This is a genomic window from Streptomyces sp. NPDC021019, from assembly GCF_044333295.1.
Taxonomy (GTDB): domain Bacteria; phylum Actinomycetota; class Actinomycetes; order Streptomycetales; family Streptomycetaceae; genus Streptomyces.
The window spans coordinates 1,245,666-1,268,126 of record NZ_JBIRQR010000001.1 but is presented as its reverse complement, the minus strand read 5'-3'; the positions used below and the strand labels follow the sequence as shown (position 1 = coordinate 1,268,126).

General features: G+C 72.7%; 24 protein-coding genes. 4 read left to right on the top strand and 20 right to left on the bottom strand.

The window, feature by feature from the left end:
• Nucleotides 1-32: 32 nt before the first annotated feature.
• The 3 genes from groL to ACH4RG_RS05995 all read right to left on the bottom strand — a co-directional run bounded on the left by groL (nucleotide 33) and on the right by ACH4RG_RS05995 (nucleotide 3,289).
• Nucleotides 33-1,658, bottom strand: coding sequence for a chaperonin GroEL (gene groL / locus ACH4RG_RS06005; RefSeq protein WP_397919989.1), 1,626 nt, complete (start codon nucleotides 1,656-1,658; stop codon nucleotides 33-35).
• Between the two features lie 98 nt (nucleotides 1,659-1,756).
• Nucleotides 1,757-2,065: a co-chaperone GroES gene (groES, locus tag ACH4RG_RS06000; RefSeq protein WP_003966899.1), complete on the bottom strand. Its 309-nt coding sequence runs from the start codon at nucleotides 2,063-2,065 to the stop codon at nucleotides 1,757-1,759.
• A gap of 267 nt (nucleotides 2,066-2,332) precedes the next feature.
• Entirely contained in the window at nucleotides 2,333-3,289 is a 957-nt protein-coding gene (locus ACH4RG_RS05995) for a polysaccharide deacetylase family protein (protein ID WP_398161475.1), read from the bottom strand.
• Nucleotides 3,290-3,417: 128 nt separating this feature from the next.
• Between ACH4RG_RS05995 and ACH4RG_RS05990 the strand changes: the two genes are divergently transcribed.
• Nucleotides 3,418-4,641 carry a methyltransferase domain-containing protein gene (locus ACH4RG_RS05990; RefSeq protein ID WP_397919985.1) on the top strand — a complete coding sequence of 408 codons (1,224 nt, stop codon included), beginning with the start codon at nucleotides 3,418-3,420 and terminating at the stop codon, nucleotides 4,639-4,641.
• A gap of 9 nt (nucleotides 4,642-4,650) precedes the next feature.
• Here ACH4RG_RS05990 and ACH4RG_RS05985 read toward each other — a convergent pair whose 3' ends face one another.
• From ACH4RG_RS05985 to ACH4RG_RS05975, 3 genes are all read right to left on the bottom strand, one after another.
• Nucleotides 4,651-5,301 carry a hypothetical protein gene (locus ACH4RG_RS05985; RefSeq protein WP_397919983.1) on the bottom strand — a complete coding sequence of 217 codons (651 nt, stop codon included), beginning with the start codon at nucleotides 5,299-5,301 and terminating at the stop codon, nucleotides 4,651-4,653.
• Nucleotides 5,302-5,352: 51 nt separating this feature from the next.
• Nucleotides 5,353-5,817: a VOC family protein gene (locus ACH4RG_RS05980; RefSeq protein ID WP_397919981.1), complete on the bottom strand. Its 465-nt coding sequence runs from the start codon at nucleotides 5,815-5,817 to the stop codon at nucleotides 5,353-5,355.
• A gap of 154 nt (nucleotides 5,818-5,971) precedes the next feature.
• Nucleotides 5,972-7,507: an MFS transporter gene (locus tag ACH4RG_RS05975; RefSeq protein ID WP_397919979.1), complete on the bottom strand. Its 1,536-nt coding sequence runs from the start codon at nucleotides 7,505-7,507 to the stop codon at nucleotides 5,972-5,974.
• A gap of 128 nt (nucleotides 7,508-7,635) precedes the next feature.
• Between ACH4RG_RS05975 and ACH4RG_RS05970 the strand changes: the two genes are divergently transcribed.
• On the top strand, nucleotides 7,636-8,385 hold the full coding sequence (locus ACH4RG_RS05970; protein ID WP_398539166.1) for a TetR/AcrR family transcriptional regulator: 750 nt from the start codon (nucleotides 7,636-7,638) through the stop codon (nucleotides 8,383-8,385).
• 21 nt (nucleotides 8,386-8,406) lie between these two features.
• On the opposite strand, the gene ACH4RG_RS05965 is transcribed toward ACH4RG_RS05970, so the two are convergent.
• From ACH4RG_RS05965 to tsaB, 4 genes are read right to left on the bottom strand one after another with little or no spacing between them, the layout of a single operon-like run.
• Nucleotides 8,407-8,676: a hypothetical protein gene (locus ACH4RG_RS05965; RefSeq protein ID WP_018960254.1), complete on the bottom strand. Its 270-nt coding sequence runs from the start codon at nucleotides 8,674-8,676 to the stop codon at nucleotides 8,407-8,409.
• A complete protein-coding gene (tsaD, locus tag ACH4RG_RS05960; RefSeq protein ID WP_397927785.1) occupies nucleotides 8,673-9,791 on the bottom strand; it encodes a tRNA (adenosine(37)-N6)-threonylcarbamoyltransferase complex transferase subunit TsaD in 1,119 nt (372 codons plus the stop codon). The genes ACH4RG_RS05965 and tsaD overlap by 4 nt, the downstream gene beginning before the upstream one ends.
• A complete protein-coding gene (rimI, locus tag ACH4RG_RS05955) occupies nucleotides 9,791-10,279 on the bottom strand; it encodes a ribosomal protein S18-alanine N-acetyltransferase (RefSeq protein ID WP_397920566.1) in 489 nt (162 codons plus the stop codon). Before rimI ends, tsaD begins: the two co-directional genes overlap by 1 nt.
• 29 nt (nucleotides 10,280-10,308) lie before the next feature.
• Nucleotides 10,309-10,956 (bottom strand): tRNA (adenosine(37)-N6)-threonylcarbamoyltransferase complex dimerization subunit type 1 TsaB, encoded by a 648-nt coding sequence (gene tsaB, locus ACH4RG_RS05950; RefSeq protein WP_397920564.1) that lies wholly within the window; start codon nucleotides 10,954-10,956, stop codon nucleotides 10,309-10,311.
• 134 nt (nucleotides 10,957-11,090) lie between these two features.
• On the opposite strand from tsaB, the gene ACH4RG_RS05945 reads away from it, so the two are divergent.
• On the top strand, nucleotides 11,091-11,687 hold the full coding sequence (locus ACH4RG_RS05945) for a hypothetical protein (RefSeq protein ID WP_397927784.1): 597 nt from the start codon (nucleotides 11,091-11,093) through the stop codon (nucleotides 11,685-11,687).
• A 15-nt stretch (nucleotides 11,688-11,702) separates the two neighbouring features.
• On the opposite strand, the gene ACH4RG_RS05940 is transcribed toward ACH4RG_RS05945, so the two are convergent.
• From ACH4RG_RS05940 to ACH4RG_RS05900, 9 genes are all read right to left on the bottom strand, one after another.
• On the bottom strand, nucleotides 11,703-11,900 hold the full coding sequence (locus tag ACH4RG_RS05940) for a hypothetical protein (protein ID WP_397919971.1): 198 nt from the start codon (nucleotides 11,898-11,900) through the stop codon (nucleotides 11,703-11,705).
• A 206-nt stretch (nucleotides 11,901-12,106) separates the two neighbouring features.
• Complete coding sequence (tsaE, locus tag ACH4RG_RS05935; RefSeq protein ID WP_397919969.1) at nucleotides 12,107-12,676, bottom strand: tRNA (adenosine(37)-N6)-threonylcarbamoyltransferase complex ATPase subunit type 1 TsaE; 570 nt, start codon at nucleotides 12,674-12,676, stop codon at nucleotides 12,107-12,109.
• Entirely contained in the window at nucleotides 12,645-13,886 is a 1,242-nt protein-coding gene (locus ACH4RG_RS05930) for an alpha/beta fold hydrolase (RefSeq protein WP_397919967.1), read from the bottom strand. Before ACH4RG_RS05930 ends, tsaE begins: the two co-directional genes overlap by 32 nt.
• On the bottom strand, nucleotides 13,883-15,055 hold the full coding sequence (alr, locus tag ACH4RG_RS05925) for an alanine racemase (RefSeq protein ID WP_398539165.1): 1,173 nt from the start codon (nucleotides 15,053-15,055) through the stop codon (nucleotides 13,883-13,885). Before alr ends, ACH4RG_RS05930 begins: the two co-directional genes overlap by 4 nt.
• 60 nt (nucleotides 15,056-15,115) lie before the next feature.
• Nucleotides 15,116-15,496, bottom strand: coding sequence for a DUF488 domain-containing protein (locus ACH4RG_RS05920; protein ID WP_397919963.1), 381 nt, complete (start codon nucleotides 15,494-15,496; stop codon nucleotides 15,116-15,118).
• Nucleotides 15,497-15,540: 44 nt separating this feature from the next.
• Nucleotides 15,541-16,989, bottom strand: coding sequence for an NAD(P)H-hydrate dehydratase (locus ACH4RG_RS05915; RefSeq protein WP_397919961.1), 1,449 nt, complete (start codon nucleotides 16,987-16,989; stop codon nucleotides 15,541-15,543).
• Nucleotides 16,990-17,096: 107 nt separating this feature from the next.
• A complete protein-coding gene (locus tag ACH4RG_RS05910; RefSeq protein ID WP_397919959.1) occupies nucleotides 17,097-17,465 on the bottom strand; it encodes a holo-ACP synthase in 369 nt (122 codons plus the stop codon).
• 41 nt (nucleotides 17,466-17,506) lie between these two features.
• Nucleotides 17,507-19,354: a glutamine--fructose-6-phosphate transaminase (isomerizing) gene (glmS, locus tag ACH4RG_RS05905; protein WP_397919957.1), complete on the bottom strand. Its 1,848-nt coding sequence runs from the start codon at nucleotides 19,352-19,354 to the stop codon at nucleotides 17,507-17,509.
• Between the two features lie 291 nt (nucleotides 19,355-19,645).
• Nucleotides 19,646-20,587, bottom strand: coding sequence for an alpha/beta fold hydrolase (locus ACH4RG_RS05900; RefSeq protein WP_398539164.1), 942 nt, complete (start codon nucleotides 20,585-20,587; stop codon nucleotides 19,646-19,648).
• A gap of 116 nt (nucleotides 20,588-20,703) precedes the next feature.
• Here ACH4RG_RS05900 and ACH4RG_RS05895 point away from each other — a divergent pair, with 116 nt between their 5' ends.
• Nucleotides 20,704-21,684 carry a helix-turn-helix transcriptional regulator gene (locus ACH4RG_RS05895; protein WP_398539163.1) on the top strand — a complete coding sequence of 327 codons (981 nt, stop codon included), beginning with the start codon at nucleotides 20,704-20,706 and terminating at the stop codon, nucleotides 21,682-21,684.
• 323 nt (nucleotides 21,685-22,007) lie between these two features.
• On the opposite strand, the gene ACH4RG_RS05890 is transcribed toward ACH4RG_RS05895, so the two are convergent.
• The gene (locus tag ACH4RG_RS05890; protein ID WP_397919953.1) at nucleotides 22,008-22,319 is read right to left on the bottom strand and encodes a hypothetical protein; all 312 of its coding nucleotides are present in this window, start codon (nucleotides 22,317-22,319) and stop codon (nucleotides 22,008-22,010) included.
• Between the last annotated feature and the right edge of the window lie 142 nt (nucleotides 22,320-22,461).

Here is a 22,461-nt window from a genome sequence, read left to right as displayed (position 1 = left end):
ACCGAACGGCGTACCGAGCGGTGCGGGCCGTACTAGTGGGAGTGGCCGTGGCCGCCGTGACCGGCGTCGCCCTCGTCCTCGGCCGGCTTCTCGACGACCAGGGTCTCGGTCGTGAGCAGCAGCGACGCGATGGACGCGGCGTTCTCCAGGGCGGAGCGGGTGACCTTGACCGGGTCGATGACGCCGGCCTTGACCAGGTCGCCGTACTCGCCGGTGGCGGCGTTGAAGCCCTGGCCCTTGTCGAGCTCGGAGACCTTGGAGGTGATGACGTAACCCTCCAGGCCGGCGTTCTCGGCGATCCAGCGCAGCGGCTCGACGGCGGCGCGGCGGACGACCGCGACACCGGTGGCCTCGTCGCCGGTCTTGCCGAGGTTGCCCTCCAGGACCTTCACGGCGTGGACGAGGGAGGAGCCACCGCCGGAGACGATGCCCTCCTCGACTGCGGCGCGGGTCGCGGAGATGGCGTCCTCGAGGCGGTGCTTCTTCTCCTTGAGCTCCACCTCGGTGGCGGCGCCGACACGGATGACGCACACGCCGCCGGCCAGCTTCGCGAGGCGCTCCTGGAGCTTCTCGCGGTCCCAGTCGGAGTCCGTGGACTCGATCTCGGCCTTGATCTGGTTGACACGGCCCTTGACGTCGTCGGAGTTGCCCCCGCCGTCGACGATGGTCGTGTCGTCCTTGGAGACGGTGACGCGGCGGGCGGTGCCCAGCACGTCGAGGCCGGCGCCGTCGAGCTTGAGGCCGACCTCCTCGGCGATGACGGTCGCGCCGGTGAGGGTGGCGATGTCACCGAGCATGGCCTTGCGGCGGTCGCCGAAGCCCGGGGCCTTCACCGCGACGGCGTTGAAGGTGCCACGGATCTTGTTGACGACGAGGGTGGAGAGCGCCTCGCCCTCGACGTCCTCGGCGATGATCAGGAGCGGCTTGGACGCGCCGGCCTGGATGACCTTCTCCAGGAGCGGGAGCAGCTCCTGGATGGAGCCGATCTTGCCCTGGTGGATCAGGATGTACGGGTCGTCGAGGACGGCCTCCATACGCTCCTGGTCGGACACCATGTACGGGGACAGGTAGCCCTTGTCGAAGGCCATGCCCTCGGTGAACTCCAGGTCCAGACCGAAGGTGTTGGACTCCTCGACGGTGATGACACCGTCCTTGCCGACCTTGTCCATCGCGTCCGCGATGAGCTCGCCGACCTGGGTGTCCTGCGCGGAGAGCGCGGCCACGGCGGCGATGTCGGACTTGTCGTCGATCGGACGGGCGGTCGCGAGGAGCTCCTCGGACACGGCCTTGACCGCGGCGTCGATGCCCTTCTTCAGGGCGGCCGGGGAGGCGCCGGCGGCGACGTTGCGCAGGCCCTCGCGGACGAGCGCCTGGGCCAGGACGGTCGCGGTGGTGGTGCCGTCGCCCGCTACGTCGTTGGTCTTGGTCGCCACCTCCTTGACGAGCTGGGCACCGAGGTTCTCGTACGGGTCGTCGAGCTCGACCTCGCGCGCGATGGTGACACCGTCGTTGGTGATGGTGGGAGCGCCGAACTTCTTGTCGATGACGACGTTGCGGCCCTTGGGGCCGATCGTCACCTTGACCGTGTCGGCAAGCTTGTTGACGCCGCGCTCAAGGGCGCGACGGGCGTCCTCGTCGAACTTAAGAATCTTCGCCATGGGCTGTGTTCCCTCTCAAAATGAACTGCGCCCCTCGCCGCCCGGCTAGTTATCTCGCAGGGGGCCAGGGGCGCAGAACACAAGCAAACGTGGGTGAGTTACTTCTCGACGATCGCGAGAACGTCGCGGGCCGAGAGGACGAGGTACTCCTCGCCGTTGTACTTCACCTCGGTGCCGCCGTACTTGCTGTACAGGACGACGTCGCCGGTCTTGACGTCGAGCGGAAGTCGCTCGCCGTTCTCGAAGCGGCCCGGGCCCACAGCGAGGACGACGCCCTCCTGGGGCTTCTCCTTCGCGGTGTCCGGAATGACCAGGCCGGAAGCCGTGGTCTGCTCGGCGTCGAGCGGCTGGACCACAATGCGGTCCTCGAGCGGCTTGATCGCAACCTTGGAGCTGGTGGTCGACACGATCCGGTCTCCCCCTTCGGAGATCTCACGGGGTTTAACAGTCTGTGGTCGGCGACCTGACCGGCCCGTCGTCGCGGGTGCCGGACCTGCCCTGTCGCGCAGAGTGCTGCTGGCACTCTCCAGGGGGGAGTGCCAGACCTGAGACTATGACCGCGATTAGCACTCGGTCAAGCGGAGTGCCAATTCACCACCCTCGCGCCGCCCCCGTCGGGGCTCCCTGCCGGATCGCCGCCGGACGACGTCACCCGCCGGAGACGAGGACGCGGCTCAGACGTAGTCCTCCAGCTTCGCCACCGCGTACCCCTTGTCGGTGATGGTCTTCATGACCTGGCGGATCATGTCGGGCATCGAGCCCTTCCAGTCGTCCTTGCCCCGGAAGTGGGTGAGGACGATGTCGCCGGGGTGCAGGTCCCGGTCCCACTCACGCCACTCCATGTGGTCGGGGAAGGCCTCCGAGGACCACAGGGGCACGGCGGTGATCCCGCAGGACTTGGCGGCGACGAGGGTGTCGCGGTTGTAGTTGCCGTAGGGCGGGCGGAAGAGGGTGGGCCGCTTCCCGTAGTGCTTGAGGATCTTCTCCTGCTGACCGCAGATCTCCCGCTTCTGCTCGCCGGCGGAGAGACCGGGCAGATAGCGGTGGTTGAGCGTGTGGTTGCTGATCGTCACCCCGCGCTTCTGCATCTCCTCGAAGTAGCCGTAGTCGTCGTTGATGACGTAGTCACTGAGGAACGCGCTGTACGGGATGTCCAGTTCGGTCATCATCCGCAGCAGCTCGGGGTCCTTCTCCGCCCCGTCGTCCATCGTCAGGAAGACGATCTTCTCCTTGGTCGGGACGGTGGTGAAGACGGGCGGCAGCCCGGCGTCGTCCCGCACCTCGAAGCCCTTGCGGGTGGTGATGCGCGGCTTCACCTTCGGCGGCTCGGGGGCCGCGAGCGGAGTCCTGGCCAGTCCCCACTTCTTCGCGGCGACGGCCCGCGCCGCCTGCTTCTTCCCGAGCGCCTCGGCGTAGGTGTCCAGGGCGCGGGCGGGCCCGGCCTTCGGAGCGGCCTCGCCCGGCCGGCCGGCGGCGGGGTTCGCGGGCCCGCCGGGAGCTCCCGTGCCGCTGCCACCCGTCTCCGCCGCGCACCCGGAGGCGACTGCGGCGGCCAGCAGGGCCGCCAGCACGACGGTGCCCGTCCTGTACCACTTCTTGGCTACTTTTTCGTTTTGTCGTACTAGCTGCATGGCGCCGCATCCTGCCAGCCGTCGGCCCGCCGCCCGCCCCGACACCGCGAGCGGACCGGCGCCGTCCCCCGGCCGGCCCACAGCGGCCTTCAGCGGTGCGGGAAACGGCACCCGGCGCAGCGGCCACAATGGACCGGGTGAACGCGACGACCCCCTCCGCCCCGGACGACGACCCCGCCCGCGCCGCCTTCGCGGCGCTGCGCACCCCCGAGGGCGAGCAGCTGCTGGCCGAGCTGCGCGACCACGATCCCGCCGACGAGCTGGCCGCCGCGACCCGGCTGCGCCGCACGCACCCGGCGGAGCTGGTCTCGGCGGCCCTGGGCCAGGCCCGGCTGCGGCAGCGGGCGGTGGCCAAGTTCGGGGCCGAGGACGCCTACCGGATGTACTTCACTCCCAACGGGGTCGAGCAGGCCACCCGCACCTCCGTCGCCGCCCACCGCGCCGCGCGGTTCGCCGGGCTCGGCGTGCGGAGCGTGGCCGACCTGTGCTGCGGCATCGGCGGCGACGCCCTCGCCCTGGCCCGCGCGGGAATCTCCGTCCTGGCCGTGGACCGCGACCCGCTGACCGCCGAGGTGGCCCGCGCCAACGCCGAGGCGCTCGGCCTGGAGAATCTGATCGAGGTGCGGTGCGCCGACGTCACGGAGATCGACACCTCCCCGTACGACGCGGTCTTCGTCGACCCGGCACGGCGCGGCGGACGCGGCAGGATCTTCGATCCGGAGGCGTATTCGCCGCCGCTGTCCTGGGCGGCGGCGGCCGCGCTGAAGGCCCCGAGGGCGGCGCTGAAGATCGCCCCGGGCGTCCCCCACGACGCGATCGGCCCGGAGGCGGAGGCCGAGTGGATCTCGGACGGCGGCGATGTGAAGGAGGCGGTGCTCTGGTACGGGGAGGGCTTCGAGCCCGGCGCGTTCCGGGCCACGCTGCTGCCCTCCGGGGCGACCCTGACCGCCCCGGCGCCGCTGCCCGCCCCGCCCGTGGGCCCGGTCGGGCGCTATCTGTACGAGCCGGACGGCGCGGTGATCCGGGCGCATCTGGTCGCCGACATCGTGGAGCGGTGCGGCGGGCGGCTGGTGGACGAGACGATCGCGTACGTCACGAGCGACACGCGGTACTCCGCCCCGTACGTCTCCGGGTACGAGATCACCGACCGGCTGCCGTTCAACATGAAGAAGCTGAAGGCACTGCTGCGGGAGCGGGAGATCGGCGTACTGACCGTCAAGAAGCGCGGCTCGGCGGTCGAGCCGGAGGAGCTGCGTCGCCGGATGAAGCTGAGCGGCCCGCACGCGGCGACGGTGTTCCTGACCCGGGTGGCGGGGGCTCCGACGATGCTGATCGGGCATCCGCTGGACTGAACCGGGGCGTCAGCGGCGGGCCGGGGCGTCCAGCGGGGCGGGCGCCGTCAGGACGCGCAGCACCCAGCGACGGTGCGTCGACGCCTTGACGGCGCCGATGAGTCCGGTGAGCCAGGCGACCATGCCGAGGCCCATGATCAGGGCGACCATGCCGTACGAGTCGTCGCCGGGCCGGGCGCTCGCCGGGCCGATCACGCAGAGCGCCAGCCCGCCCGCCGCCAGGGCGAACGACAGCAGCAGCCAGACCAGACTCATCCCGGGCAGCCGCAGCTCCCGGTCGCGCTCCGGGTCCCGGTCCAGCGCGCCCCACTCCACGAGCAGCGCGCGGATCTCCCGGTCCCGGGCGACGTAGAGGGAGGCGAGGACGACCGCCGGTATCAGCGCCCCGGCCCCGAGGAGCAGGGACAGGATTCCGGCGATCCCGCTGAAGAAGTCCGCCGACGCCTGCTCGAACATGACGAGTCCGGACCCCACGAGCAGCCAGCCGAACGCGGCGATCCCGGCCCACATCACCAGCACACCGAGCCGTCCCGGCCCCAGGTGCATCCCCACCAGCGCGCGCAGGATCAGCGCCCGGTCGGCGAGCATCGCCTCGCGGTCCGGCCAGCTCCGGATCTCCACGGGAGGCGGGGGCGGGGGCAGGGAGGGGCGCTCTGACATGGACCAGACACTATCGGGAACGGTCCCGTCGTCCGGAGCGAGCCCGGCGGCTCAGGCGTCGCGCAGCGCCTGGATGTCCAGCTTGCCCATGGCGAGCATCGCCTTCATGGTCCGGTCCGCCTTCGCCGGGTCCGGGTCGGCCAGCAGGCGCGGCAGCTCGTTCGGCACGATCTGCCAGGAGACCCCGAACCTGTCCTTGAGCCAGCCGCACTGCCCCTCCTCGCCGCCCTCGGAGAGCGCGTCCCAGAACCGGTCCACCTCGGCTTGGTCGGCGCAGTCCACGGAGAGCGAGATCGCCTCGGTGAAGGAGAACTGCGGGCCTCCGTTGAGACCGATGTACTCCTGGCCCGCGAGCCGGAATCCCACGGTGAGCACGGAGCCCGTCCCGCCCGGGGCGGACTCTCCGTAGTGGGTGACGTCCAGGATGCGGGAGTCCCCGCCGAAGATCGCGACGTAGTGCTCGGCCGCCTCCTTGGCCTTGCCGTCGTACCAGAGACAGGGGGTGATCTTCTGCATGGTCTTCTCCTCGTCGGGCCGTCCACGCGTCCGGGCCGGCCGGTCCGGACGTCGTGGAAGGTAGACCCGGCCCGCCGCCCGGACTCATCGGACACGCCCGGACCCGCCGCCCCCCACCCACGCGGGCTCAGCGGGAGGCTGCGTCCGCACGGCCTCAGCGGGAGGCGGCGTCGTCCTCCCGCTCGGCGCCCCGGCCCCGCTCCGCGGCCGCCGGCCCGCCGGGGGCCTTCCGCTCCGCCGGCAGCAGGACGTACGCGGCCAGCGCGGCCGCCGCCAGGAGACCCGCCGCGGCCCAGAACGCGGCCGCGTACCCCGAGGACAGCTCGGTGAGCTCGGTGGAGCCGCCGGTGACGTGCGCGGCGACGGTGACCAGGACCGCGAGGCCGAGCGAGCCGCCGACCTGCCGCGAGCTGTTGAGGAGCCCCGAGGCCATGCCGGTCTCGCCGGGGGCCACGTCGGTCGTCGCGGCCGTGCCGAGCGGGACGAAGCAGAGCCCTATGCCGAAGGAGCAGAGCAGCGACGGGCCGAGGATGGAGACGAGGAAGCCGCCGTCGACCGTGGCGGTCGTCGCGAACCAGGCCATGCCGAGCGCCGCCAGCGTCGCGCCCACCGCCATCAGCCGCCGGAGGCCGAGCGCGGCGACCGCGCGGGTGGCGAGGATCGAGCCCGCGACGATGCCCACGCAGAACGGCAGGAACGCGAACCCGGCGGCGGTCGGCCCGAACCCGAGGACCAGCTGCATGGAGAGCGAGACGAAGTAGAAAGCGCCGAACTGGGCCGAGGCCAGCAGCAGGCAGAACAGGTTCGCGGTCAGCACCGGCCGCCCCTTCAGCAGGCCGGGCCGGAGCAGCGGGGAGGCGGTCCGCAGTTCGACGGCGACGAAGGCGGCCAGCAGGATCACCGCCGCGCCGAGGGAGGCGAGCGTGGTCGCCGAGCCCCAGCCGTGGTCCGAGGTCCGCACCAGGCCGAGGACCAGCAGCGTCGTCCCGGCCGTGACCAGCAGCGCCCCGGCCACGTCCAGCCGCGCCCCGGCCCGACGCCCCCCGCCGACGGGTCCGGTGCGCGCGGCGGCGGCCAGCGCGAAGGCGACGATCGGCACGTTGACCAGCATCACGGACCGCCAGCCGGTCGCGTCGGTGAGCACCCCGCCCGCCAGCACCCCGACCGCGCCGCCCGCCGCACCCGCCATGCCCCACAGACCGAGCGCCCGGGACCGGGCGGGCCCGGCCGGGAAGGCGAGGGTGATCAGGGCGAACGCCACCGGAGCGAGGGCCGCCGCGCCGACGCCCTGGACGGCGCGCGCCGCCACCAGCGACCCGGGCGACCAGGCGAGCCCGCCGGCCAGGCCGGCGAGGCCGAAGAGCACCAGGCCCGCCGTCAGGACCCGGCGCGGACCGGCCAGATCGGCGAGCCGCCCGCCGAGCATGAGGAGCCCGCCGAAGGCGAGGGCGTACGCGTTGACGACCCACAGCAGCCCCTCCCCGCCGAATCCGAGGTCGCCGCGGATGTCGGGCAGCGCGACGTTCACCACGGACATGTCCAGCGACACCAGGAACTGCACCGTGAGCGCCACCACCAGCAGCCACCGCGCGTGCCGCTCCCCCGTGCCCCCGGCGGCCTCCACGCCCGGCGCGCCCGCCGCCCCGCCCCCGGGACCTCTTCCCGTCCCGCTCTTCCCCGCGCCGCCCATGACGCCCCCTCATCCTTCGCGCTTCCCTCGACCAGGAATTACCATACACGTATAAAAAATAGGCGCCGCAGCATCGGGAGGGTCCCGCGGCGGACCGGAGCACGGCCCCGGAAGGAGAGAATGCCCAGGTGTCAGGCACCGGGAAGACCGAGAAGACGAAGAAGATGAAAAATCCGGCGGCGGGCGGCAGACCGGGCGCGTCCGGGCAGCCCAAGGGACGGCCCGTGGGGCGGCCCCGCCGGCTGGACCCGGAGGTGATGGTCGCCACCGCGCGTCGCATCGTCGAGGAGGAGGGCCTGGCCGCGCTGTCCATGCGGCGGGTGGCGAAAGAGCTGGGCAGCACGCCCATGGCGCTCTACCACTACGTGCAGGACAAGGACGAGCTGCTCATGCTCACCCTGTCCGGCACGGCGGCGGCGTTCCCGCGCCCGGAGCTGCCCGAGGACCCGCGCGAGCGGCTGGTGGCGGTGGCCGCGCACATGCACGAGGTCATCGGCCGGATCCCCTGGGTGCTGGACATCCTGGCGCTGGGCGAGCTGACCGACCGCGACGCGCTGTGGATGGTGGAGGAGATCATCGACTGCGCGCTCGCCTGCGGCCTCTCCCCGGCCCGCTCGGTGCGGGCGTACCGGACGATCTGGAGTTACGTCTACGGGGACCTGGTCTTCCGCAGGGCGGCGGCCCGCCGGGCGGAGAACCCGTCGCGCCGCGAGTTCTTCCCGGAGATGGTCACCGAGCAGGACGCGGCGGAGCTGCCCCGGCTCACCGAGGTCAAGGACCGTTGGCGGGAGTACGCCGCCGACTACGGGACCGTCGAGGAGCTCGACGCGATCGTGGACGGCCTGCTCGGGCGCGGGACGCGGGGCGCGAAGGCCTGAGGACTCCGGCGGAGGTGCGGCTCAGCCCACCGCCTCGAAGCGCCAGCGGTGCACCGGGCGGGTGATCAGGGCGGCGTCGGGCTCGGGAAGTTCGGGGAGGTCGTCGCCGTACGAGGCGCCCTGCCACCACGTCATCACCAGCACCCGGTCCTGCGGGGCGCGCAGCAGTTCGCTGCGGTGGGGTTCGCGGGCCAGCTCGGCGGCCCGTGCCCGCGCCCATTCCAGGAGTTCGCCGCCGCGTCCCTCGGCGGCTCGGGCCTCCCACATCAGGACGATGGTCGCGGCGCTCATGAGTACAGGTTGTCCTTGCTGATCTCGTGCACGTGGTCATGCGTGTGCTCGTGCGTGTGCTCATGGTGGGCCCCCGGCACATGCGGCTCCGTGACCGGCAGCGAGGAGTCGGCCGACAGCTCCAGGTCGGAGGGACGGCGGTTGCGGGCGACCATCTCCGCGCCGAGCGCCGCGACCATCGCCCCGTTGTCGGTGCAGAGCCCGGGGCGCGGCACCCGCAGCCGGATACCGGCCCGCTCGCAGCGTTCCTGGGCCAGGGCGCGCAGCCGGGAGTTGGCCGCGACGCCGCCGCCGATCATCAGGTGGTCGACGCCCTCGTCCTTGCAGGCCCGGACCGCCTTGCGGGTGAGCACGTCCACCACGGCCTCCTGGAAGGACGCCGCCACGTCCCGCACCGGCACCTCCTCGCCCGCCGCGCGCTTCGCCTCGATCCAGCGGGCGACGGAGGTCTTGAGCCCGGAGAAGGAGAAGTCGTACGGGGCGTCGCGCGGGCCGGTCAGGCCGCGCGGGAACGCGATCGAGGCCGGGTCGCCCTCCTTCGCGAGCCGGTCGATGACCGGGCCGCCGGGGAAGCCGAGGTTCAGCACCCGGGCGATCTTGTCGAACGCCTCGCCCGCCGCGTCGTCGATCGTCGCGCCGAGCGGCCGGACGTCGCTGGTGATGTCGGGGGCCAGGAGCAGCGAGGAGTGTCCTCCGCTGACCAGCAGGGCCATCGTCGGTTCGGGCAGCGGGCCGTGCTCCAGCTGGTCGACGCAGATGTGCGAGGCGAGGTGGTTGACCCCGTAGAGCGGCTTGCCGAGCGCGTACGCGTACGCCTTCGCGGCCGAGACGCCGACGAGCAGCGCTCCGGCGAGCCCGGGGCCCGAGGTGACGGCGATCCCGTCGAGGTCCCGGGCGCTGACCCCGGCCTCCTTCAGGGCCCGCTCGATGGTGGGGACCATCGCCTCCAGGTGGGCGCGGGAGGCGATCTCCGGGACGACGCCGCCGAAGCGGGCGTGGGTGTCGACGCTGGAGGCGACGGCGTCCGCGAGCAGGGTCGTACCGCGCACGATGCCCACGCCGGTCTCGTCGCAGGAGGTCTCGATGCCGAGTACGAGGGGTTCGTCGACAGCCATCATTCAGTCCCGGTCTCTGGTGCGTGCTCGTGCACTGCTTGCTCTTGCATGGTCAGGCGCATGACCAGGGCGTCGATGTTCCCCGGCTGGTAGTAGCCGCGCCGGAAGCCGATCGGTTCGAAGCCGAAGCGCTCGTACAGCTTCTGCGCCCGGGTGTTGTCGACCCGGACCTCCAGGAGGACCGTGGCGCACTCGAAGTCGGTGGCGCCCTTCAGCAGGTCGGCGAGGAGTTCGGAGCCGAGGCCGGTGCCCCACGCCTCGCGGCTGACCGCGATCGTCTGGACGTCGGCCAGGTCGCCGAGGGCGGCGAGCCCGGCGTAGCCGACGATCCGCCCGGTGGCGGGGTCCTCGGCGACGACGTAGTGGCGGGTGGCGCCGGGGCCGCGGGCGTGGGCCAGCTCGGACCAGAACATCCCGGGTGACCAGGCGTCGTCCGGGAACAGCGCGTGTTCGAGGTCGAGCACCGGCGCGATGTCCCACCAGCGCATCTCGCGCAGTACGGCGGCGGTGGCGGTGCTCACGTGGGGGTGACCACCTTGTAGTTCTTCGGGACCTGCGCGTCGGGCCTGCGCAGATAGAGGGGCCGGGGCTCCAGGAGCTCCTGTCCGGCGGCGAGGCGTTCGGCGGCGAGTCCGGCGAGCGCCCCGGCGGCGACGTGCTCGGGGCCGCGCGCGTCCGGGAAGGCGTCCGGGTAGAGCACCGCGCCCGCGCCGACCACGGGGAGCCCGGCCAGCGCCCCGGCGATGTCGGCGGGCCGGTCGACGGCGGGTTCGCCCGTACGGGTGCGCGCGTCCTCGTACCGCGCCCAGTAGACCTCCTTGCGGCGCGCGTCGGTCGCCACGGCGAACGGCCCTTCCAGGCCCTCCAGGCCGGCGGCGTACGCGAGGCCGTCCAGGGTGCACAGTCCGTGGACCGGCACGGAGAGGGCGGATCCGAAGGTGGCGGCGGTGACCAGGCCGACCCGCAGGCCGGTGTACGGGCCTGGGCCGACGCCCACGACCACGGCCGTCACGGCGTCGAGCCCCGTCCCGGCCTCGGCGAGGACCCGGTCGACGGCGGGGAGCAGCAGCTCCCCGTGCCGGCGGGCGTCGACCTGTCCGGAGGAGGCGATGACGGACGTGCCGTCGTGCAGGGCGACGGTGACGGCGGGCGTGGCGGTATCCATGGCGAGCAAGAGCACGCAAACAGCCTACGGCTCCGCCGACGGCGTTACGGCGTCCGTACGGCGTCCCGGCCCGCCCCGTCCCTGCTGCTACCGTCACCGGGTATCCGCGGGTACGACGTAAACGCTTGTACGACATGCGGCAACGGCAGTCGAAAGGGGATTTCACGGTGGCTAGGGGAAGCTCGGGAATCGTGGCCGGGCTCACTGCGGCGGCGGTCGCCGCGGTCGCCTTCCTCGCCTACCAGGCCTCGGCGAACGCCCCCGCCTCGGTGGCGTCCACGCCTGGGAAGAAGCCCGCCGCCTCGGCCTCGGCCCAGCCCTCCGCCAAGCCGAAACCCGAGGCCGACCCGCTGGCGGTACCGGCCGCGTCCGGCGAGGGCGAGCGCGTCGTGTACGCGCTGAAGGACCGCCGGGTGTGGCTGGTCGACGAGTCAGACGAGGCGATCCGCACCTTCACCGTGATGCCGAGCCCCGTCAGCCCGCCCCCCGGGGTCCACAAGGTCACCTCGCGTTCGGGCGAGGTCCAGGGTTCGGACGGCGTCCCGATCGAGCACGTGGTCCGCTTCGCGGACGTGGACGGGGTGGTGGTCGGCTTCAGCGCGGCGCAGGACGGCTCGATGGCCAGCCCGGACCCGACGTCGAAGACCGGCGGCGTCCGGATGAAGCGCGCGGACGGCAACGCCATGTGGACGTTCGCGACGGTCGGCGCGAAGGTCGTCGTCGTCCCGTAGGGCGGCTCAGGAGGCTTACGCCGCCCGCTCCCGGACGGCTTTCCCGTGGGCGCTCTCCTCGTCCCGTTCCCGGTCCGCCGCCTCGGATGGATCCGGCACGTCGCTCGGCGGGGTGGAGACCGCGGTGGCCGCGGCGCACGAGGCCAGCAGGTCCTTCATCGACAGGGCGGACGGAGTCGGTCGCGGCTGCGCCGCGCGGTCGGGCGTCGGCATGGATTGCCTCCTTGGTGCTCCGATGGAGGGCGTGGTTAGGCTGACCTAACCACGTCTCGTACCCATGTGACCACGGCCACGGCCCCCCGCGCAACAGTTTACCGACGCACTGTCGGGAAGGTCTCGTGAAGGACGGCGGCGGAGCGGGTGGTGTCGGAGGGGGCGGGCGGCGCCGGAGGACGGGCCGCTGCGGAGGGCCGGCCGCGTTACGGCAGATCCGCCCGCAGCCCCGCCCAGCGCGCCCCGATGCCGACCAGGGTCACCTCGCGCCGCTCGTCGTCGGTGTCGCCCGTCGCACGGTCGATGAGGACCCGCAGCCGGTCGTCGGCCAGCTCCTCGACCTTGCCGTCGCCCCACTCCACGACCACCACGGACTCCGGCAGCGACACGTCGAGGTCCAGGTCCTCCATCTCGTCGAGCCCGCCGCCCAGGCGGTACGCGTCGACGTGGACCAGGGCGGGGCCCCCGGTCAGCGAGGGGTGGACACGGGCGATGACGAACGTGGGCGAGGTGACCGCGCCACGCACGCCCAGGCCCTCGCCGAGGCCCCGGGTCAGCGTCGTCTTGCCGGCGCCCAGCTCCCCGGTGAGCATGACCAGGTCGCCGGGGGCCAGCACCCGGGCGAGCCTGCGCCCCAGGTCCTGCATCTGTTCGGGCGAGGTGACGGTGAGCGTCACCGTCACGGCCTCGGGTACGGCCCCGGCGGGCTCGGGAACGGTCGTCCCCGCTGTCTCCGGAACGGTCTCAGCGGCCGGGCCGCTGTGCGGTGCTTCCATGTCCGCCAACGTTAGCGCCCGGCACGGTGCCGCTGCGTACGAGCAGGTCGGCCAGCCGGTCGGTGACCGTCTCCGGGTGCTCCAGCATCACCAGGTGCCCGGCGTCCGGCACGATCACCAGCTCGGCGTCGGGCAGGACGTCGGCGATGGCCTCGCTGTGCGAGCTGGGGGTGACGAGGTCCTTCTCCCCGGCCAGGATCAGCACGGGCACGTCCCCGAACGCGGGCAGCGCACCGCTCTTGTCGTGCTCGGTGAAGGCCGGGTAGAACTCGGCGACCACGTCGATCGGGGTGGACTCGATCAGCCGTTCCGCGAACCGGGCGACCGCCGGGTCCACGTCCCGCGAGCCGAACGAGTACCGCTTGATCAGCCCGGCGAAGAGGTCCGCGGTGGCCCGCCGCCCCTTCTCCACCAGCTCCGTCTGCGAGCCGAGCGCCTTCAGCACCCCGGGCAGCACCCGGCGCACCGCGTTCACGCCCGCCACCGGCAGCCCGAAGTTGACCTCGCCGAGCTTGCCGCTGGAGGTGCCGACCAGGGCGACGGCGGCGACCCGGTCGCGGACCAGGGCCGGGTACTGGTCGGCCAGCGCCATCATCGTCATGCCGCCCATGGAGTGCCCGACCAGCACCAGCGGGCCCTCGGGGGCCGCCGCGTCGATGACCGCCCTCAGATCGCGGCCGAGCTGGTCGATGCCGACCGGCACCCCGTCCGCCTGGGCCCGGCCGCGCCCGGAGCGGCCGTGGCTGCGCTGGTCCCAGTAGACGGCGCGTACGAGGCCGCGCAGGGCGGCCCGCTGGAAGTGCCAGGAGTCCTGGCCGAGGCAGTAGCCGTGGCTGAAGACGACGGTGACCGGGGCGGGGGCCTTGCGCCCGAAGAGCCGACGACGGCGGGTACCGGACGCGCCGGGGCCCTCGTCGTCCGCCGCCGTGGCGTCCTCCACCTCGTCGATCTCGAAGTACAGCTCGGTGCCGTCGTCGGCGACGGCCCGGCCCGGCGTGCCGCGCAGCGAGCCGTAGGGCCCGGTGGCGTCCAGCGCGAGGCGGGCCTTCTTGCGCATGCCGCGCCCGACGGTGAGCCGCTCGACGGCGACCCCGGCGGCCGCACCGGCGGCGAGCACCCCTATGGCGGCTCCGGCGATCCCGGCCCGGCGCCAGCCGGCCGCGCCGGCGGCGGTCGCGGCCACCACGGCCCCCGCGTCGCTCTCGCTCACCGCGGCACGCCCCCGGTCGGTTCATCGGCCGTCCCGTTCACGTACACCCGGGGCACCCGGGAGCCGATGCGGGTGACGATCTCGTACGCGATGGTGCCGGCGGCCTCCGCCCAGTCCTGCGCGGTCGGCTCACCCCGGTCGCCCGGCCCGAACAGCACCGCCTCCGCGCCCGCCTCCGGCCGGTCGCCGCCGAGGTCGACGACGAACTGGTCCATGGCGACCCGGCCCGCGACCGTACGCACCTTCCCGCCGACCAGGACGGGGCCGGTGCCCGACGCGTGGCGCGGGACGCCGTCCGCGTAGCCGACGGGGATCAGGCCGAGGGTCGTCCCGGCGGTCGTCGTGTAGTGGTGGCCGTAGCTGACGCCGTGTCCGGCCGGGGCGTCCTTGACCAGGGCGACGGAGGCGGCGAGCGTCATCACGGGCCGCAGCCCGCAGTCGGCGGGCGTGCCCAGCTCGGGGGCGGGCGAGATGCCGTACATCGCGATGCCGGTCCGCACGAGGTCGAAGTGCGCCTCGGGGATCGTGAGCGTGGCCGGGGAGTTGGCCAGGTGCCGCACCTCGGGCTCCACGCCCTCCTTCTCGGCGTACGCCACCATGTCGCGGTAGACGCCGAGCTGGGCGGCGATCGAGGGGTGGCCGGGCTCGTCGGCGCAGGCGAAGTGCGACCAGAGGCCGGTGACCCTCACCCGCCCGGCCCGCTCGGCGGCCAGCGCCTCGGTGACCAGCTCGGGCCAGTCGGCGGGCTGACAGCCGCTCCGGCCGAGGCCGGTGTCGGCCTTGAGCTGGATCCTGGCCGGGCGGCCGGCCCCGTCGGCGGCCGCGACGACCTCGCGCAGCGCCCACATGCCGCTGACCGACACGTCGATGTCGGCCTCGATCGCCTCGCGCCAGGGGCCCCCGGGCGTCCACAGCCAGCACATGATCCGGCCGTCGAGTCCGGCCGCGCGCAGGGCGAGGGCCTCCTGCGGGGTCGCGGTTCCCAGCCAGGTCGCCCCGGCCTCGCGGGCGGCCCGCGCGCAGGGCACGGCCCCGTGCCCGTAACCGTCGGACTTCACCACGGCCATGAGCTGCGCCCCGGCCGCACGCTCGCGCAGGACGCGCACGTTGGCGCGCAGCGCGGCGAGGTCGATCTCGGCACGGGCTCTCAGGGACGCTGTCTCGTTCATCGCGCCCAGTCTCTCAGAGGCGTCGGCCGCCTCCCCGGCGGTGCACGCCGATATATGACCCTATGTACGTTTCATCACATGCTTGACGTGGTCGACCAGGACCGGGACATGGCTGTCGGCCACGTCCTTGACGGCGGTGATCAGCGTGACGGGACCGCCCTCGCGCACCAGGCCGACGAGCCGCTCGACGGCCTCCGTGTGCGCCGGGTCGTCCAGTTCGGCGCGGTAGCGCTCGACGAAGGCGTCGTGGCGCGCGCCGGAGCGGTCCTGGTGGTACCAGGAGCGCAGTTCGTCCGAGGGGGTGACGTCCTTCAGCCACACGTCGATCGCGGCCCGCTCCTTGGAGACGCCCCGGGGCCAGAGCCGGTCGACGAGGACGCGGGTGCCGTCGCCGTCCTCCGGCGGGTCGTAGACCCTGCGTACGGGTACGGGTTCGCTCACCGCCTGGACCGCCCTTCCGTCGGGGTTCCAGCATGGCCCCCTCCTCACCCCGCCCGCACGTCGCGCCAGGCGGCCTGGATGCCGTCCGCGACGTCCTGCGCGGAGACCGGGGCCCCGTCGGAGCCGTGGCGGGCGGCGAGCCCGTGCAGATACGCGCCCACGGACGCGGCGTCACGCGGGGCGAGTCCGGCCGCGAGCAGGGACCCCGTCAGCCCGGAGAGCACGTCGCCGCTGCCCGCCGTGGCGAGCCAGGACGTGCCGGTCGGGTTGACCCGTACGGGGGTGTCGCGAGCCTCCGCGATCAGGGTCGTGGAGCCCTTGAGGAGCACGGTGGCGCGGTAGCGGGCGGCCAGTTCGCGCACCGCGGCGAGCCGCCCTGCCTCGACCTCCTCGCGGGCCGTGGAGAGCAGGGCCGCGGCCTCCCCCGCGTGCGGGGTGAGGACGGTCGGGGCGGTCCGGGTCCGCACGGTCTCCGCGTCCAGCAGCCGCAGCCCGTCCGCGTCGACGAGCACGGGGACGTCGGCGGCCAGCACCTCGGCGACGGCCGCCTCCGCGCTCCGCCCGTCGCCGAGCCCGGGCCCGACCACCCAGGCCTGCACGCGTCCGGCCTCCGACGGCGGCCCGGCGTGCACCAGCGCCTCGGGATAGCGGGCGATCACCGCGTCCGCGCCCGGTCCGACGTACCGCACGGCCCCGGCCCCGCCGCGCAGCGCGCCCGCGACCGCGAGGACCGCTGCGCCTGGGTAGCGCTCGGAGCCGGCGACGACGCCGACGACCCCGCGCCGGTACTTGTCGCTCTCCGGACCCGGCGCCGGCAGCAGCGCGGCGACGTCCGCGTACTGGAGGGCCTCCAGGTCCGGCGGCTCGGGCAGTTCCGGGCCGAGCCCGATGTCCACCAGCCGCAGGGCCCCGGCGTGTTCGGCGGCCGGGTCGATCAGGAGGCCGGGCTTGTAGGTGCCGAAGGTGACCGTCGCGTCCGCGCGGACCGCGTCCCCGTGCACCTCCCCGGTGTCGGCCTCCACCCCGCTCGGCAGGTCGACGGCCAGGACCGGGGTACGGTCCCGGGTCACCGTGTGCAGCAGCCCGGTGGCGTCCTCGCGCAGCCCGCCCCGCCCGCCGATGCCGGTGATGCCGTCCACGACGAGGTCGAGCACGCCCAGCCCGTCCGGCCCGTCGACGACCTGTCCCCCGGCCGCCAGCAGCGCGGCGAGGCCGCCGGGGTGGGCCCGGTCGGGGGCGAGCAGCAGGGCCCGGACGCCCGCGCCCCGGCGGGCCAGGCGGGCGCCCGCGTACAGCGCGTCGCCGCCGTTGTCGCCGCTGCCGACCAGGAGCAGGACCCGGGACCCGTACACGCGGCCGTTGCGCCGCAGCAGGTCGCCGCAGGCCACGGCGAGCCCGGCGGCGGCGCGCCGCATGAGGGCGCCCTCCGGCAGCCGCTGCATGAGGGCGGCCTCGGCGGCCCGTACGGTCTCCACGCTGTAGGCACGTCGCATGGGTCCCACCCTCCGCGATCACGGAGGCCGACGCCACCCCCGCACGCCGTACGCCCACCGCGCGGGAGCTGCTCGTGCGCGACCGCCACCGCGTGGCACCACGGGGCTCACCCCTCGGCGATGACCACCGCCGACGCCACCCCCGCGTCGTGGCTGAGCGAGACGTGCCAGCCCCGTACGCCCAGTTCGGCGGCGCGGGCGGCGACCGTGCCGCGTACCCGCAGCCGGGGCTGTCCGCTCTCCTCGACCCAGATCTCCGCGTCGCTCCAGAGCAGCCCGCCGGGTGCGCCGAGCGCCTTGGCCAGGGCCTCCTTCGCGGCGAACCGGGCGGCGAGCGAGGCGATTCCGCGCCGCTCGCCGCTGGGCAGCGTCAACTCGTTTCCGACGAAGAGCCGGTCGGCCAGCTGGGGCGTACGCTCCAGCGCCGCGCCGAAGCGCTCGATCTCGGCCACGTCGATGCCGACCCCGATGATCACGAACCCACCCCTGTCACCTCGTCGCCCGGGCGCGCCCCGGGTCACTCCACGGTCACGGACTTCGCCAGGTTGCGCGGCTGGTCCACTTCGTTGCCGCGGGCCGTCGCGAGCTCGCAGGCGAAGACCTGGAGCGGCACGGTGGCGACCAGCGGCTGAAGCAGCGTAGGCGTTGCGGGGACCGTGATGAGGTGGTCGGCGTACGGGACGACGGCCTCGTCGCCCTCCTCGGCGACGACGATGGTGCGCGCGCCCCGGGCCCGGATCTCCTGGATGTTGGACACGATCTTGTCGTGGAGGACCGAACGGCCGCGCGGTGACGGCACGATGACGACGACCGGGAGGCCCTCCTCGATGAGGGCGATCGGCCCGTGCTTCAGCTCGCCGGCCGCGAAGCCCTCGGCGTGCATGTAGGCGAGTTCCTTGAGCTTGAGCGCCCCTTCGAGGGCGACCGGGTAACCCACGTGCCGGCCGACGAACAGCACGGTGTCGTGGTGGGCCAGGGACCGGGCCAGCTCGCGCACGGGCTCCATCGTCCCCAGGACCCGGTCGACCTCGCCGGAGATCGCGGAGAGCTGGCGCACCACCGTACGGATCTCGTCGCCCCATTTGGTGCCGCGCACCTGGCCGAGGTAGAGCGCCACGAGGTAGCAGGCGACGAGCTGGGTGAGGAAGGCCTTGGTGGAGGCGACGGCGACCTCGGGCCCGGCGTGCGTGTAGAGGACGGCGTCGGACTCGCGCGGGATCGTCGAGCCGTTGGTGTTGCAGATGGCGAGCACTTTCGCGCCCTGTTCGCGGGCGTGCCGCAGCGCCATCAGGGTGTCCATGGTCTCGCCGGACTGGGAGATGGCGACGACGAGGGTGCGCTGGTCCAGGATCGGGTCCCGGTAGCGGAACTCGCTGGCGAGTTCGGTCTCGCAGGGCAGCCGGGTCCAGTGCTCGATGGCGTACTTGGCGATCATCCCGGCGTGGAAGGCGGTTCCGCAGGCGACGATGACGACCTTGTCGACCTCGCGCAGATCGGCGGCCGGGATGCGCACCTCGTCGAGGTGGAGCGCGCCCTCCCCGTCGACCCGGCCGAGGAGGGTGTCGGCGACGGCCCGGGGCTGGTCGGCGATCTCCTTGAGCATGAAGGAGGCGTAGCCGCCCTTCTCGGCGGCGGACGCGTCCCAGTCGACGTGGTACGCGCGCACCTCGGCGAGCTCCCCGTCGAACCCGGTGACGACGACGCCCTCGCGGCTCAGCTCGACGACCTGGTCCTGGCCCAGCTCGACGGCGGACCGGGTGTGCGCGATGAAGGCGGCGACGTCCGAGGCGAGGAACCACTCGTCCTGCCCCACGCCCACGACGAGCGGTGAGTTGCGCCGGGCGCCCACCACCACGTCCGGCTGGTCCGCGTGCACGGCGACCAGGGTGAACGCGCCCTCCAGTCGCCGGCACACCTGGCGCATCGCCTCCGCGAGGTCTCCCCCGGCCGAGAACGCCTCGGCCAGCAGATGCGAGACGACCTCGGTGTCCGTCTCCGACTCCAGGGCGTGGCCGCGGCCGGTCAGCTCGCGGCGGAGGGCCGCGAAGTTCTCGATGATCCCGTTGTGCACGACGGCGACCCGGCCCGCGTTGTCCAGATGCGGGTGGGCGTTGGTGTCGGTGGGCGCTCCGTGCGTCGCCCAGCGGGTGTGCCCGATACCGGTCCGCCCGGCCGGCAGCGGCCGGGCGGCGAGCTCCTTCTCCAGATTGACGAGCTTGCCCGCCTTCTTCGCGGCGGCGAGCCCGCCGTCCGCGAGAACGGCGACGCCCGCCGAGTCGTAGCCCCGGTATTCGAGGCGCTTGAGTCCTGCTACGACGACGTCCTGCGCCGACTGCATCCCGACATAACCCACGATTCCGCACATAGCGGCAGCCTAAGGCCGGAAGCGCCTCCTGAGAGGAATGTCGGTCACATGCCATTTCCCGTACATGACCCACAGGAAGGGCGGCCGAGCATGCCCATGACCCGGATCGACGTTGACGACGCGGCCCTGGACAGGACCGTCACCCGGTCCAGGGCCCGGACGAAGGAGGAGACCATCAAAGTCCCTACCGGGAGCATGAACAGTGCGCCCCCGAACCCCATCGCGGCCTGGCTCGTTCTCCGGTGTGCAGTGCTCGGGGCCTTCAGGTGATACGCACCGGACCACGGGACACTAGCCCTGCCGGTCCAGCCACTCCGAGATCACGCGGTTGGTCTCGTCGGGCATTTCCCCCTGGATCCAGTGACCGCAGTCCAGGCCGACCACTTCCACGTTGGGCACGAACTCCGCCAGCCTGTCGAACCTCGGGACCGCCACGTCCTGGTCGCCGTAGATCATGAGGGTGGGCTGCTTGATGATCGGGTCGGCGTCCGCCAGCCGGTGCCAGTTACGGTCGAGGTTCCTGTACCAGTTGATGCCGCCGGTGAATCCCGACGTCTCGAACGCGGAGATGATGACGGCCAGGTCACTCTCGGCCATGGCGGGCTCACCGAGCGGTGCTTCCGCCTTGGCGAGATTGATGAATGCCATGCCCGGCTCAGGGGGCGCGGGGGGCACGTTCTTGCGGTAGAGGTTGCGGATGAACCGGGAGGTGTTGGCATCGAGCACGGCGTCCGCGACGCCCGGCTGCCGGTTGAAGTGGACGAAGTAGAAGTCGCCGCCGAGGAAGGTTTCCATGACCTCGATCCACGGTGCCTCTCCGCGTTCCATGTACGGCAGGCTCAGGTTGATCAGCTTGTTCACCCGGTCGGGGTGCAACTGGGCCAGGCTCCAGACGACGAACGCACCCCAGTCGTGGCCGACGAAGGTGGCGTCCTCGTAGCCATAGTGGTCCAGGAGCGCGACGAGGTCGCCCGTCAGGTGTTCGATGTCGTATGCGGTCACCTCGGTCGGGCGGGAGGAGTTGCCGTATCCCCGCTGGTTCGGCGCGATGACGTGGTAGCCGGCCGCGGCGAGGACGGGCATCTGGCGACGCCAGGTGATGGCGTGCTCCGGCCAGCCGTGGCAGAGCAGGACGGGCTTGCCCTTGTTCTCCCGGCCTGCTTCGAAGACTTCCAGCTCCACACCGTTGACCTGGATGAGGGTGGGCTCGGGAAATTCCGCTGGGTTGGACACTGCGTTTCCTCTCTGAGGGCGCTCGCCGGTGGTCGACCTCCTCGATGAGGCCGCGTGGCCAGCTTGCTGGCCAAACCGGTCACCTTGTGACCGGTTTTTATGAGAGTTTTGTCTGTATGCGATCCGATCGGCTGGTGGCCCTACTCCTCTTGCTGCAACGGCGCGAGCAGGTGACAGCCGCGGAGGTCTCCCGGGAGCTGGACGTCTCGGAGCGCACCGCCCGCCGTGACCTCGACGCCCTGGCCATGGCCGGAGTGCCCGTTTACTCCGTGCAGGGCCGAGGCGGCGGCTGGCGCCTCGTGGGCGGTGCTCGTACCGATCTGTCCGGGTTGACCGCCAGTGAGGCACGCGCCCTGTTCCTGGCTCTCGGTCCGGCCTCGGATGCGACGCCGGCGATGAGGGCAGCTCTGCGCAAGCTCGTCCATGCTCTACCGAAGCCCTTCCAGATGCAGGCCGAGGCAGCGGCGTCGTCGCTGGTCGTCGACCCGCAGCGATGGGGGGCGAGCCGGATCGAGCACCGGCCGCCTCGCTTCCTCGACGAACTCCAGGACGCGGTGATCCGCGGCGTCCAGGTGTCGCTCGGCTACGTCGACAGCAGAGGCGTCGAAACCCGGAGAACTGTCCATCCGCTGGGCATCGTCGCCAAAGGTCCTGTGTGGTACCTCGTCTCCAACACCGGGACCGGCCGACGGGTCTTCCGGATCGACCGCGTGTCGTCCGCCGACGCCACCGGCGACCCTGTGCACCGGCCCGGGGACTTCGACCTTGCCGAGAGCTGGAACGAGATCGCCGAAGAGGTCGATCGCAGACGAACGCCGCTGGAGGTCCGGGCGGTATGCGCACCCGACGGGACAGACATCCTCCGGATGGCGCTCGGCGACCGGCTCGACGTGGGAGGTTCCACTACCGACGGCCGCATCGAGGTCGTGATCCGCGGACCCAATGAGTACATCCTCGCCGGCGAGCTCTCCGGGCTGGTCGAATGGGTCGAGGTGACCGGCCCTCCGAGTGTCCGAGACCGCCTGGCCTCGATCGGCAGCGCCCTCGTCGAACGATACGGCCGGCCGCGCGCCGGCGGAGACCTTCACCCGTCTTGAAGCGGACGAGGCTGGGCTTCGAGAACAGTTCCGCTCAGTAGCGCGGTCTTCGCCGTTCCGGCAGACGCCCGGTCACGAGGCGGTGGGTACGCCGACCTGGCTCGCCGCGGGTGGGCCGTCTCGTGCCGGGCCGGCGGCGCCACGCGCTCGGCGAGCTTCCGGGGTCGAGGTCGCGGCGGGCGGTGCAGGCTGTGGTGACGGCCGGCGCCTCGTGGGCGCGGCCAGGTCCGGCGTCCGTCCTGCCTTCGCCGCGGTAGCTCTCGGAGGCGCGGTGGGCGGCCCGGCCGGAGATGTCCGGGGGGCGTTCCGGCAGGCAGCTCGGATTACACGGGCCTGTGTCCCGAGGTGGAGTCGATGGCTGTCTGCACCGCTTCCAGTAGCGCGGCCAGCCCATGGGCCTCCGCCTCCTCCCATTCTGCGGCCGTGTACTTCCAGATGTGGCACCCGCCCCGGAGCTCCGGCCGGCCGTGCCCGATCTCCACGACCCGCTTTCCCTTCCGGTCGGGGCCGGTGACGTGTACGTACATGTTCCGTACGTGGAAGCGGATTGGGTCACCGCCGAAGATCTCCAGAATCCGGCCGTCGAACGAGTAGAACCTGGTGCCTCCGACCCTGATCATGATCTCGTCGTTCATGCGGGAACCCTAGGCACTGCAATCAGTCGGTGCCATCCCCTCGCTGCCACGGCAATGACACCCCGCCCCGGGATCGGGCGAACCACCGGCGCTCCCAAGGTCTGACGCGCCCTGAAGGCGCAGGCGTCAGGGCACCGGCTCG

Bases quoted from the DNA above. Each gene is read 5' to 3' on its own strand.
- ACH4RG_RS05940 (WP_397919971.1), bottom strand. From the start codon at position 11,900: ATGCCGACGCCCGACCGCGCGGCGCAGCCGCGACCGACTCCGTCCGCC.
- glmS (WP_397919957.1), bottom strand. From the start codon at position 19,354: ATGTGCGGAATCGTGGGTTATGTCGGGATGCAGTCGGCGCAGGACGTC.
- tsaE (WP_397919969.1), bottom strand. From the start codon at position 12,676: ATGGAAGCACCGCACAGCGGCCCGGCCGCTGAGACCGTTCCGGAGACA.
- ACH4RG_RS05975 (WP_397919979.1), bottom strand. From the start codon at position 7,507: ATGGGCGGCGCGGGGAAGAGCGGGACGGGAAGAGGTCCCGGGGGCGGG.
- ACH4RG_RS05915 (WP_397919961.1), bottom strand. From the start codon at position 16,989: ATGCGACGTGCCTACAGCGTGGAGACCGTACGGGCCGCCGAGGCCGCC.
- ACH4RG_RS05990 (WP_397919985.1), top strand. From the start codon at position 3,418: ATGGACCGGGTGAACGCGACGACCCCCTCCGCCCCGGACGACGACCCC.
- ACH4RG_RS05945 (WP_397927784.1), top strand. From the start codon at position 11,091: ATGCGGCAACGGCAGTCGAAAGGGGATTTCACGGTGGCTAGGGGAAGC.
- rimI (WP_397920566.1), bottom strand. From the start codon at position 10,279: ATGCGCTGGTGGGACATCGCGCCGGTGCTCGACCTCGAACACGCGCTG.
- tsaD (WP_397927785.1), bottom strand. From the start codon at position 9,791: ATGGCTGTCGACGAACCCCTCGTACTCGGCATCGAGACCTCCTGCGAC.
- ACH4RG_RS05980 (WP_397919981.1), bottom strand. From the start codon at position 5,817: ATGCAGAAGATCACCCCCTGTCTCTGGTACGACGGCAAGGCCAAGGAG.
- ACH4RG_RS05895 (WP_398539163.1), top strand. From the start codon at position 20,704: ATGCGATCCGATCGGCTGGTGGCCCTACTCCTCTTGCTGCAACGGCGC.
- groL (WP_397919989.1), bottom strand. From the start codon at position 1,658: ATGGCGAAGATTCTTAAGTTCGACGAGGACGCCCGTCGCGCCCTTGAG.
- alr (WP_398539165.1), bottom strand. From the start codon at position 15,055: ATGAACGAGACAGCGTCCCTGAGAGCCCGTGCCGAGATCGACCTCGCC.
- ACH4RG_RS05985 (WP_397919983.1), bottom strand. From the start codon at position 5,301: ATGTCAGAGCGCCCCTCCCTGCCCCCGCCCCCGCCTCCCGTGGAGATC.
- ACH4RG_RS05965 (WP_018960254.1), bottom strand. From the start codon at position 8,676: ATGAGCGCCGCGACCATCGTCCTGATGTGGGAGGCCCGAGCCGCCGAG.
- tsaB (WP_397920564.1), bottom strand. From the start codon at position 10,956: ATGGATACCGCCACGCCCGCCGTCACCGTCGCCCTGCACGACGGCACG.
- ACH4RG_RS05995 (WP_398161475.1), bottom strand. From the start codon at position 3,289: ATGCAGCTAGTACGACAAAACGAAAAAGTAGCCAAGAAGTGGTACAGG.
- ACH4RG_RS05890 (WP_397919953.1), bottom strand. From the start codon at position 22,319: ATGAACGACGAGATCATGATCAGGGTCGGAGGCACCAGGTTCTACTCG.